Raw genomic sequence first — 10,719 nt, forward strand, 5'->3', positions numbered from 1 at the left:
GGCCGGCCAGAGGCCCGCCCCACCCCCCGCCCAGCCCCCCCCGCCCCCCGCCCCCCCCCGCCCCCCCGCCTCCCGCCGGGGCGCGCCCGCGCGGCGGGCCCCCCCCCCCCCCCCGCCGGCCCCCCACGGCAGTTCGATCAGACGCAGTTCGATCCACCCAGATTCCAGTCGACCGGGTCGGCTCCGAGTCCGGTCAAGAGCTCGTTCGCACGACTGAACGGACGCGAACCGAAGAAACCGCGCGAAGCCGAAAGCGGTGACGGGTGCGCGGATTCGATGATCGGTGTGCCGCCGAGCATCGGCGCGAGAGTGGCCGCGTCACGACCCCACAAGATCGCGACCATCGGTGACGGTCGCGCGACCAGAGCGCGGATGGCCTGCTCGGTCACCGGCTCCCAGCCCTTCTTGCGATGCGAAGCGGCTTGACCCGGCCGCACGGTGAGAACGCGATTGAGAAGCAGCACACCTTGTTTCGACCACGGAGTCAGGTCGCCGTTCGACGGTATCGGCAATCCGAGATCCTGGTGATACTCCTTGTAGATGTTGCCGAGGCTTCGCGGAACCGGCCGCACGTCCGGGGCGACCGAAAAGCTCAACCCGACAGCATGACCGGGCGTCGGATAGGGGTCTTGACCGACGATGAGCACTCGAACGTCGTCGAACGGATTCGTGAACGCACGCAAGACGTTCTCCCCCGCCGGCAGATACTCTCGCCCCGCAGCGATCTCTTCACGCAAGAACGTGCCCATCGCGGAGATCTGCTCCGACACCGGTTCGAGTGCCCGCGCCCACCCTGGATCGACGATCTCTGCAAGCGGCGCCATCAGTCGAGCCTGCGCAACGCGTCGCGGTAGTACGCCGCGTTGGCTGCGTACATCTTGACGTTGCCGTCGAGGTGACCGAGCGGGACCTCGTATCCCGCACGGACCTTGGCGGGCACACCGAGCGCCATGCTGCGCGGCGGAACCTGCATCTTGTTGGCTACCACCGCACCAGCGGCGACGATCGACCCCGTCCCGATCACCGTTCCGTTGAGGACCACGGACCCCGATGCGATCAGGCAATGGTCTTCGATGGTCGAACCTTCGATGTGTGCGTTGTGGCCCACTACGCAACCCGAACCGATGACGGTCGCATCGATGGCGGTGCAGTGGATGACGGTTCCGTCCTGGATGTTGGATCCGCGACCGACCGAAATGGTTCCGTAGTCACCACGCAACACCGCTTGCGGCCAGATCGAGGTGCCCGCCGCGAGAGTCACGGCGCCGATCACCACCGCGTCCGGGTGGACGTATGCGTCCGGATGTATGTCCGGAACTCTGTCTCCAAGTGCATATACAGCCATGAAAGCAACCTATACCGCAGTGATGCCGGTGGTCGAAAAGCTGTGCCAACCTCCGCCGCTCTCGCGAAGAGAACCGTCGACGGAAACGCCGGAACCGGGGGCGACCTGACCGATCACGGTCCATCCCGACGGAATCTCGACCTCCGGTCCGAAAGTTGCTGCAAATCCGTGATCTTCACCACCTGACAGGATCCAGTGCAGCGGATCGACATCGAGCGCCTCGGCCGCCGACGAGACGTCTGGTGAGGTGGGAACCGCGTCCGACAAGATGTCGAACCGTACGTGTGATGCCTCTGCGAGATGTCGAAGATCCGCGATCAATCCGTCGGAGACATCCGTCATGGAATGTGCTGATTCTGCGGCGTCCCATGCCGATTGATACGGCGGATCCGGAACACGATGAGAGGCAAGTAGATCTGGAAAGCTGCCAGCTTCGTCGAGCAGTTCGGTTTCGTCGAGCAATAGTGCCAATCCCGCTGCCGAGCAACCGAACAGCCCGGCGACAGCGATCTTGTCACCGACCTTTGCTCCCGAACGGAGAACTGCCGGACGGCCACCGAGATCGCCGAGCACGGTCACCGACACGACGATCACCGGTGACTGGACCAGGTCACCGCCGACCACACCGGCCCCCAGATCTGTTGCCGCGTCCCAGATCCCGGCCGAGATTCCGTCGATCACGTCGACGGGAGTCGAGGGCGGGCACCCCAGGGACACCGTGAATGCCGTCGGCCTGGCTCCCATCGAAACCACATCAGCGGCGTTCTGGGCCACCGCCTTGCGGCCGATATCCCGTGGCGAAGACCAGTCCACTCGGAAATGCCGACCTTCGACCAACATGTCGGACGAGACAACCACTCGGCCGTCACCGGACGTCACGATCGCGGCATCGTCACCCGGCCCCAATTCGGTGGTGACCGGTTGGATTCGGCCGACCAGAGATCGCGCGATCACGTCGAACTCCCCCACCTGTTCGACAGTGTGCTGTGATTCGAACTCCGATGATGCAGTGAACTCCGATGATGCGATGAGTGTCTCCAATGCCGACGCAATTCGCTCGTAAGCGGCCTGCGGTACCTTCTAGCTGTGGTCGTGAATGCTTCTGCAAGCTCACGCGTGTGTCGGCAATCCTACCGATTCACCGGCGTGTCCTCAGAAGTGACAAGACCGCTGATCGACTGGACCAGGACCCGAGCGAAGAACTGAGCATGGCAGACAACACTTCCACCGCAGACAACGCCGACATCGACCCCGACGGCGAGGACGACCCGACCGAACGCCGTAGCCCAGCACTGATCGCCACTGCCATCGCACTGCCGGTAGCCCTGATCGTCGGAGTGGTGATCGCAGCCGTCGTCGCGGGCAATAATCCTGAACTCTCACCGGTAGCGCTGGGACCCGTACCGGCACCGGCAGCGGAGTCGGAGGCCTGCGTTTCTCTCCTCGACGCGCTCCCCGACAAGATCGACGACTTCACGAAAGCCGAGTTGGTGGAACCTGCCCCGGCCGGAGCGGCCGCGTGGCAGCGCAGCGAAGGTGAGCCGATCGTCTTGCGCTGCGGGCTCGACCGTCCGACCGAGTTCGACCAGGCGGCCGCGCTCCAGGTCGTGAACGGCGTCCAGTGGTTCCAGGTCTCGGGAACCGACATCGGTCTGGCGGCCAGCACCTGGTTTGCCGTCGACCGTGGTGAGTACATCGGCATCACGGTTCCCGACGGGACCGGCCCGACGCCGATTCAGGAGATTTCCGACACCATCACGGCGACTCTGGAACAGAAGCCTCTCGACCCGGCGCCGGTCGCGGTTCCCTGATCAGCGAAGACCGGTGCCGCGAGCGATGGCAGTGTCGACCAGAGTCGAAATCAAAGTGCGGTAATCGATTCCGGTGGCGTTCCACATCTTCGGGTACATCGAGATGGAAGTGAACCCGGGCATCGTGTTGATCTCGTTGATCACCGGGCCGTCAGCGGTCACGAAGAAATCGACCCGCGAGAGTCCCTGGCAATCGAGTGCCTTGAACGCGCGGACGGCAAGCTCTCGAATCTGGTCGCTCACCGCCTCGTCGAGTTTCGCGGGGATGTCGAATTCGCAGACGTCGTCGAGGTACTTGGTGTCGAAGTCGTAGAACGCATCCGAATCGGCGTCGGAATCCGGCATCCGGATCTCGGCGACCACACTCGCCTTGACGTCGCCGTTCGGGAATTCGAGGACGCCGCATTCCACCTCACGGCCGATGATCGCGCCTTCGACGATCACCTTGGGATCGTGCAGGCGTGCATGAGCGATTGCCCCGTCCAGACCGTCCCAATTACTCACCCGAGTGATGCCGATGGACGAACCACCTCGAGCGGGCTTCACGAACACCGGAAGGCCCAACTCCGCCTTCTGCTCTTCGGTCAGAGTTGCGGTTCCCGGTCGAAGCACGACCTGCACTCCGACGGGAAGTCCTTCAGCGGCAAGAAGCTTCTTCGTGAACTCCTTGTCCATGCCGGCGGCGCTGGCCAGGACTCCGGGTCCGACGTACGGAACCCCGGCAAGTTCGAGCAGCCCCTGAATGGTGCCGTCTTCGCCGTAAGCGCCGTGCAGGACCGGGAACACGACGTCGACCGACGCGAGCACAGCCCCGGCGTCGGAGCCGTCGAAGGAGATGACCTCGCCCTCGCGGGTGGGGTCCGCACTGAGGACCACCGACGTTCCGTCTTTGTCCACCGACGGCAGCGCTCTCCCGCTGATCGCGAGCGAGCTGGGGTCGCTCGAACCGAGGACCCAGGAACCGTCGACGGTGATACCGATCGGTACGACGTCGTACCGATCGGGGTCGAGGTTGCTCAGGACGCTTCCGGCGGAAACACAGGACACTGAATGCTCATTGCTCCGGCCACCGAAGATCACGGCCACGCGGGTACGACTGCTGTTCACGCGTCAAACCGTACCGCCGAATCGACTTCGGCACGCGATCGGGCCGGACCGGAAATCATCGACGTGGTCCGTTTACGCGTCGAGTGCGCGCTCGATATCGGCAAGGAGGTCGGTGGTGTCCTCGATGCCACAAGCGATTCGGACAAAACCTGCACTGACCGGATCGCCCCAGCGCGCTCGGCGATCCGCCGTCGTGTGGATCCCGCCGAAGCTGGTGGCAGCCGTGACAAGAGCACTCGCTTCGACGAACGAGTGGAATGCCTGAGCCGAATCCAACTCGACGCTCACCAGTCCGCCGAAGCGATTCATCTGACCGGATGCCGTTGCGAAGGACGGGTCACCGCGAAGACCGGGGTAACGAACGGACCGGACTGCTTTGTGACCTACCAACATCTCGGCCAGTGCAAGCGCGTTGTCGCACTGACGCCCGAATCGCAGTCCTGCGGTGCCGAGACTCCGGTGCGCGAGCCACGTCTCGAAGGGTCCGAGCACCGTTCCCGAGAGGAGCCGCTCGCGCTCGATTCGCTGACCGACCGCCCCATCAGAGGTAGCGACGTAACCCATCAGGAGGTCACTGTGCCCGCTGAGGGCCTTGGTGCCGCTGGCCACCACGATGTCGGCACCCAATTCGAGCGGGCGCTGACCCAACGGTGTTGCAGTCGTGTTGTCGACGATCAGGAGCGCACCCGAACGGTGGCACACGGCGGCGAGGACGCGAAGGTCGACCACGTCCAGCACCGGGTTGGACGGCGTCTCGGCGACGACGACCACGCGGCCCGGCGACGCCTCGATCAGATCCGTGAAGCTCGCGTCACCCATCTGCAGGGTCGAGACCTCACGAACGGTGATTCCCAACGGAGCCAACCGTTCGTTCGCGTACAACCGCACCTGGTAGTACCCGTCCGAGGGCACGACGACCGTGTCCCCGGTGACGAGGACGCTGCGCAAGGTCGCGGTGATCGCGGACATCCCCGATCCCATGACGAGTGCGTGGTCCGCTCCCTCGAGCGCCGCAAGCGCAGATTCGAGTCCGCGCCAACCCGGGTTCGAGGCGCGAGCGTAGGTATCGGACTCGGAACCTTCGTCGGCTGAAAGTTGGTACGGCGCAGCGAATATCGGACCAAGCTGCATCGGCTGACCTGCCGCGTGTTCCGGTGCTACCGCGCTGACACTGCGCGTCGAATCCCCGTAACCCTCGAAGTGACTCACACCGATTTCACTCACTCCGGCTTGGTCCGGCGTCCGAGCAACTGACCGATCGCATCGCTGACGGCCATGCCTTCGTGGCACACCCGATGGACCGCGTCGGTCAACGGCATCTCGACGTCGTATCCGGCAGCGAGTGCGCGCACCGATGTGCACGACTTCACCCCCTCGGCCACCTGCCCGTTTGTCGCCTTCTGCGCCGACTCCATCGACCCGCCCCGTCCGAGCCGCTCGCCGAACGTCCGGTTTCGCGACAGCTCGGAGGTACAGGTCGCGACCAGGTCACCGACTCCCGCCAGACCGGCAAGTGTCGATGCCTTGGCACCGAGCGCAACGCCGAGACGAATCGTCTCGGCGAGCCCACGGGTGATGATGCTGGCAACGGTGTTGTCGCCGAACCCACTACCGGCGGCCATGCCGCAGGCCAGTGCAATCACGTTCTTGCACGCACCACCGATCTCACAACCGATGACGTCGGAATTGGTGTACGGCCTGAAATAGCCGGTAGCGCAAGCATCCTGGAGAGCGAGGGCACGCGAGGAATCCGAGCAGGCGATCACCGTCGCCGCGGGCTGCCCGCTGGCGATCTCGTGTGCAAGATTCGGACCCGAGAGCACTGCGACGCGCCCGGGTTCCACGCCGGTCACCGACACGATGACCTGACTCATGCGCATGAGCGTCCCCGTCTCGATCCCCTTGGCCAGACTCAGCAGAGTCGCATCGGGTCCGATCGAGCCCTTCCACTGCTCCAGGTTTCCCCGTAGCGACTGCGAGGGAACCGCCAGCACGATGAAGTCCGCGCCTGCCATCGCCTCCTCGTGGTGGTGGGTCGCGCGAATCGACGAAGGCAAAGCAATGCCTGGCAGATAGTCGCTGTTCTCGTGCGTGGTGTCGATGCGCTTCGCGACCTCTTCACGCCTGGCCCACATCGTCACGTCGGTTCCGGCTTCGGCCATCACCTTCGCCAACGCCGTTCCCCACGAACCTGCGCCCAGTACAGCTGCCTTACTCACACGCTCACCCCGTCTACCCGGCGAAGCGGGTCGCCGCCAGAAAAATCGTCTGCACAGAGTATCGCCTGTAGCTCGCTGCGGTGGGCAGCCGCGGACACCAAGCGCGATGACTGGCAAGATCGAGGAATGGACAGCGCGGAACCCCCGTACCCACACGCCGTGGAGACGCCGCATGCGCACGCGGAGATCGAACGCCCCATGCATGCGATAGTTGCCGTCAAGTCCTTGAGATCGGCCAAGTCTCGCCTCGCGGACGAACTCGACTCGGACGCGCGGGCGGACCTCGTGTTGGCAATGCTCCACGACACCCTGTCCACTGTTGCCGCCGTCTCGGCGATCGACAGCGTCACAGTGGTCACCCCCGACCCGACCGTCGCCGCTCTGGCGTATTCCGCCGGCGTCACCGTCTATGCCGATCCAGCTCCCGACGGCGCACGAACCAACGGCGCCGCACCGCGCACGGAGGAAACCCTCAACGCCGCGTTGAGTGCAGCGGCCGCCGACATCCGAGCCAAGCGCGGAGCGGTCGACCTCGTTGTGCTGCAAGCTGACTTGCCCGCCATGCAACCGAGCGAGTTGTCGGAGGCGGTGGTCGCAGCCCGAAGCGGCGGTCGTTCCGTCGTCGTCGATCACCACGGCACCGGCACCTCGGCGCTCTTTGCGTGTGGTGAGAGCTCACTCGACCCTCGATTCGGTCCGGAATCCGCACGCGCACATACTAATTCGGGAGCACGGCGACTGACCGGTCAGTGGCCGGGACTGCGGACCGACGTCGACACCCATGCCGACCTCGACGCTGTGCGAGCACTGGGAGTGGGCCCCGCGACACTGGCTTCGTTGACCAGACTCAAGGCCGCGCCGTCGAACAGTCGATGAATTTTCTTTCATCGATTGTCGGACCGCGCGATTGTGGGGGATGATCGACGAGTGAGCAATGGCGAAGCACTCGAAAACCGCATTTCCGAAGACCAGTCGGACGGAGATCACAGCTCCGGCCGACACGAGAACGGCGCGGCCACGTCGCCGCGATCTCAAGCCGTCGCGACTGCCACCAACATCCCGGGCGCTCCCCCTGCAGCTACCAAGGCAGAGCTACCCGAACTGCTCGTCGGACTTCCCGAGGATCGTTACCTCAACCGCGAACTCAGCTGGCTCGATTTCAATGCGCGCGTTCTCGCATTGGCCGCCGACGAGTCACTGCCGTTGCTCGAGCGGGCAAAGTTCCTGGCAATCTTTGCTTCCAATCTCGACGAATTTTTCATGGTCCGGGTGGCCGGGCTCAAGCGCCGCGACGAGACGGGACTGTCGGTCAGGTCCGCCGACGGTCTGTCCCCACGCGAACAATTGGCGCTCATCGCGCGTCGCACCCAGGAACTCGCCGACAAGCACGCACACGTGTTTCTCGACTCGGTCCGCCCCGCGCTGGCGGCAGAAGGCATTTCGATTGTTCGGTGGGCCGATCTCAGCGCCGACGATCACGGCCGACTCTCGGCGCATTTCCACGAGCAAGTTTTCCCGGTACTGACGCCATTGGCAGTCGATCACGCCCACCCGTTCCCCTACATCAGCGGACTGAGCCTCAACCTCGCCGTCACCGTGAAGGACTCCGTCACCCGCGGCGAACACTTCGCTCGCGTCAAGGTCCCCGACAACGTCGGCCGGTTCGTGCGAGTCAAGAGCACGACGTCTTCGTCCACCATCGATTCGTTCCTCCCGATGGAGGAACTGATTTCGGCTCATCTGGACGTACTGTTCCCCGGAATGGAAATCGTCGAACATCACGCTTTCCGAATCACACGCAACGCCGATTTCGAGGTCGAAGAGGATCGCGACGAGGATCTGTTGCAGGCGCTCGAACGCGAATTGGCGCGTCGCCGTTTCGGTTCGCCCGTCCGACTCGAAGTCGCGGACGACATGACCGAGCACATGCTCGAACTGCTTCTGCGTGAACTCGACGTCGACCCGGCCGACGTGATAGAGGTGTCCGGTCTCCTCGACTTGTCCTGCCTCTGGCAGGTTTACGCCGTCGACCGCCCGGCACTCAAGGACGCTCCGTTCGTCCCGGCGACGCATCCGGCGTTCGGCGAGCGTGAGACGCCGAAGAGTGTGTTCTCGACCCTGCGCGACGGCGACGTGCTCGTCCACCATCCTTACGACTCGTTTTCCACCAGCGTTCAGCGCTTCATCGAACAGGCCGCCGCCGATCCGCAGGTGCTCGCGATCAAGCAGACCCTGTACCGCACTTCCGGCGACTCCCCCATCGTCAACGCACTGATCGACGCCGCCGAGGCCGGCAAGCAAGTTGTTGCCCTCGTGGAGATCAAAGCGCGCTTCGACGAGCAGGCCAACATCAAGTGGGCACGCAAACTCGAGCAGGCCGGCGTTCACGTCGTCTACGGTTTGGTCGGTCTCAAGACTCACTGCAAGACGTGCCTCGTCGTCAGGCGTGAGGGGTCGACCATTCGTCGTTACTGCCACATCGGCACCGGCAACTACAACCCGAAGACCGCGCGCATGTACGAGGACGTCGGATTGCTCACCGCAGCACCGGAGATCGGCGCGGACCTCACAGACCTCTTCAACTCGCTGACCGGATACTCCCGTAAGACGAGTTACCGCAACCTTCTCGTCGCGCCGTACGGGGTTCGCCGCGGGATCATCGAGCGGATCGACAACGAGATCGCTCACAAGCTCGCGGGCCGCGATGCCGGTATCCGATTGAAAGCCAACGCATTGGTGGACGAGCAGGTCATCGACGCGTTGTACCGCGCGTCCAAGGCCGGTATCCCCGTCGAGATCGTGGTCCGCGGAATCTGCGCGCTCAAACCGGGTGTTCCGGGCCTCAGCGAAAACATCGAAGTACGTTCCATTCTCGGCCGGTTCCTCGAACACTCGCGAATGTTCCATTTCCGCTCTGCCGACGAATTCTGGATCGGCAGCGCAGACATGATGCACCGCAACCTCGATCGCCGCGTCGAGGTCATGGTGCAGGTCAAGGATCCGAAACTGTCGAAGCAACTCGGTGACATCTTCGATTCCGCGCTCGATCCCCGAACTCGCTGCTGGGTACTGCATCCGGACGGCAGTTGGGTAGCTGCCCCCGAACGCGGCGAGGACGTACGTGAGCATCAGCAGTCGTTGATGCGCAGCCGCACGTCCAGCGGGTCTTGACGGGCTCGGATCACACAATGAGCGACAAGCCGGTCAAAGCCAACATCTTTGCCGCAGGCGCGGTTCTGTGGCGGAAGGCTCCTGAGGATCCTTCCGCCGTCGAGATCGCCGTCGTACATCGACCCAAGTACGACGACTGGTCATTCCCCAAAGGAAAACTCGACCCCGGCGAGACCTTCCTGACCGCGGCGGTTCGCGAGGTCCGCGAAGAGACCTCGATCACGGGACGTTTCGGAAGGCACCTCGGTGGCGTGACATACCCGATCCCGGGGCATCGCAAACTCAAGCGGGTCGAATACTGGTCGGCAGAAGCAGTCGACGGAGATTTCGGACCGAATAACGAAGTAGATGTCCTTTATTGGCTTCCGGTCGCCGAGGTCGCCGATCATCTTTCGTACCCGATGGATCGAATGATTCTTCGCCGCTTCGTTTCCATTCGGCCGGACACGAAAACGGTATTACTCGTCCGCCACGCAAAAGCCGGAAGCCGGAAGCGATACAAGGGCGACGACAATCTGCGTCCACTCGACGCCAAGGGCAAAGAGCAATCGGCCGCGTTGGTCGAGCAGCTGAAAATCTTCGGCGCCGATTCCGTTTTCGCGGCCGACCGTACTCGCTGCATCGACACGGTGATGCCGTTGGCGGAGGCATTGAGTGTCGAGATTTCTACGGAACCTCTTCTGACCGAAGAAGGTTATGCGGCCGATCCCGATGCCGCTCGGGCCCGTGCGCTACAGATCGCCGCGCTGGAGGGCACACCCGTGATCTGCAGCCAAGGGGGCGTCATTCCCGATCTGATGCACTGGTGGGCCGATACGGCCGGCGTAACACTGCCCTCTGCACGCAACCGTAAGGCGAGCACCTGGGTGCTCTCGTTCCTAGACGGCCGTCTTGTCGCGGCCGATCACCTCGACAGCCCACTCCCCAAAGTCGCCAATTCCTGAGGGATTTGGGCAACTGGAGCCGGGGACCGATTCGGTAGTTTTGCAAAGCACTGAAACACAGGGGAATTCAGACTTCTCCGACACAGCAAAAAAGAGGTGCCGCCCCGGGTTGACTCCCCGGG

Annotated in this window: 10 protein-coding genes; 4 read left to right on the top strand and 6 right to left on the bottom strand. The window is 63.7% G+C overall.

Going from position 1 to position 10,719, the window contains the following annotated elements:
• Nucleotides 1-137 precede the first annotated feature (137 nt).
• From R4P65_RS20290 to R4P65_RS20300, 3 genes are read right to left on the bottom strand one after another with little or no spacing between them, the layout of a single operon-like run.
• Nucleotides 138-824 carry a uracil-DNA glycosylase gene (locus tag R4P65_RS20290; protein WP_317827888.1) on the bottom strand — a complete coding sequence of 229 codons (687 nt, stop codon included), beginning with the start codon at nt 822-824 and terminating at the stop codon, nt 138-140.
• A complete protein-coding gene (locus R4P65_RS20295; protein ID WP_230812865.1) occupies nt 824-1,345 on the bottom strand; it encodes a gamma carbonic anhydrase family protein in 522 nt (173 codons plus the stop codon). Before R4P65_RS20295 ends, R4P65_RS20290 begins: the two co-directional genes overlap by 1 nt.
• A 9-nt stretch (nt 1,346-1,354) precedes the next feature.
• Nucleotides 1,355-2,386, bottom strand: coding sequence for a thiamine-phosphate kinase (locus R4P65_RS20300; RefSeq protein WP_317827889.1), 1,032 nt, complete (start codon nt 2,384-2,386; stop codon nt 1,355-1,357).
• Nucleotides 2,387-2,463: 77 nt separating this feature from the next.
• On the opposite strand from R4P65_RS20300, the gene R4P65_RS20305 reads away from it, so the two are divergent.
• Nucleotides 2,464-3,156 (top strand): DUF3515 domain-containing protein, encoded by a 693-nt coding sequence (locus R4P65_RS20305; protein WP_230812856.1) that lies wholly within the window; start codon nt 2,464-2,466, stop codon nt 3,154-3,156.
• On the opposite strand, the gene R4P65_RS20310 is transcribed toward R4P65_RS20305, so the two are convergent.
• The 3 genes from R4P65_RS20310 to R4P65_RS20320 all read right to left on the bottom strand — a co-directional run bounded on the left by R4P65_RS20310 (nt 3,157) and on the right by R4P65_RS20320 (nt 6,482).
• Nucleotides 3,157-4,263, bottom strand: a complete 1,107-nt coding sequence (locus R4P65_RS20310) for a D-alanine--D-alanine ligase family protein (protein ID WP_317827890.1) — start codon at nt 4,261-4,263, stop codon at nt 3,157-3,159.
• A 72-nt stretch (nt 4,264-4,335) separates the two neighbouring features.
• Nucleotides 4,336-5,487 (bottom strand): cystathionine gamma-lyase, encoded by a 1,152-nt coding sequence (locus R4P65_RS20315; RefSeq protein ID WP_317827891.1) that lies wholly within the window; start codon nt 5,485-5,487, stop codon nt 4,336-4,338.
• Nucleotides 5,484-6,482 carry an NAD(P)H-dependent glycerol-3-phosphate dehydrogenase gene (locus R4P65_RS20320; RefSeq protein WP_019747941.1) on the bottom strand — a complete coding sequence of 333 codons (999 nt, stop codon included), beginning with the start codon at nt 6,480-6,482 and terminating at the stop codon, nt 5,484-5,486. The genes R4P65_RS20315 and R4P65_RS20320 overlap by 4 nt, the downstream gene beginning before the upstream one ends.
• Before the next feature lie 198 nt (nt 6,483-6,680).
• Between R4P65_RS20320 and cofC the strand changes: the two genes are divergently transcribed.
• The 3 genes from cofC (at nt 6,681) to R4P65_RS20335 (ending at nt 10,597) form a co-directional block, all read left to right on the top strand.
• Nucleotides 6,681-7,358, top strand: a complete 678-nt coding sequence (gene cofC, locus R4P65_RS20325; protein WP_411742565.1) for a 2-phospho-L-lactate guanylyltransferase — start codon at nt 6,681-6,683, stop codon at nt 7,356-7,358.
• 180 nt (nt 7,359-7,538) lie between these two features.
• Nucleotides 7,539-9,653 carry an RNA degradosome polyphosphate kinase gene (locus tag R4P65_RS20330; protein WP_374227985.1) on the top strand — a complete coding sequence of 705 codons (2,115 nt, stop codon included), beginning with the start codon at nt 7,539-7,541 and terminating at the stop codon, nt 9,651-9,653.
• A 17-nt stretch (nt 9,654-9,670) separates the two neighbouring features.
• On the top strand, nt 9,671-10,597 hold the full coding sequence (locus tag R4P65_RS20335) for an NUDIX hydrolase (RefSeq protein WP_317827893.1): 927 nt from the start codon (nt 9,671-9,673) through the stop codon (nt 10,595-10,597).
• The last annotated feature ends 122 nt before the right edge of the window (nt 10,598-10,719 follow it).

The organism is Rhodococcus sp. IEGM 1318, assembly GCF_033142465.1.
Lineage (GTDB): Bacteria > Actinomycetota > Actinomycetes > Mycobacteriales > Mycobacteriaceae > Rhodococcus_F > Rhodococcus_F qingshengii_B.

What these genes read in the sequence shown, in the direction of transcription:
- R4P65_RS20290 (WP_317827888.1), bottom strand. Translation starts at nt 824, where the DNA reads ATGGCGCCGCTTGCAGAGATCGTCGATCCAGGGTGGGCGCGGGCACTC.
- cofC (WP_411742565.1), top strand. Translation starts at nt 6,681, where the DNA reads ATGCATGCGATAGTTGCCGTCAAGTCCTTGAGATCGGCCAAGTCTCGC.
- R4P65_RS20295 (WP_230812865.1), bottom strand. Translation starts at nt 1,345, where the DNA reads ATGGCTGTATATGCACTTGGAGACAGAGTTCCGGACATACATCCGGAC.
- R4P65_RS20335 (WP_317827893.1), top strand. Translation starts at nt 9,671, where the DNA reads ATGAGCGACAAGCCGGTCAAAGCCAACATCTTTGCCGCAGGCGCGGTT.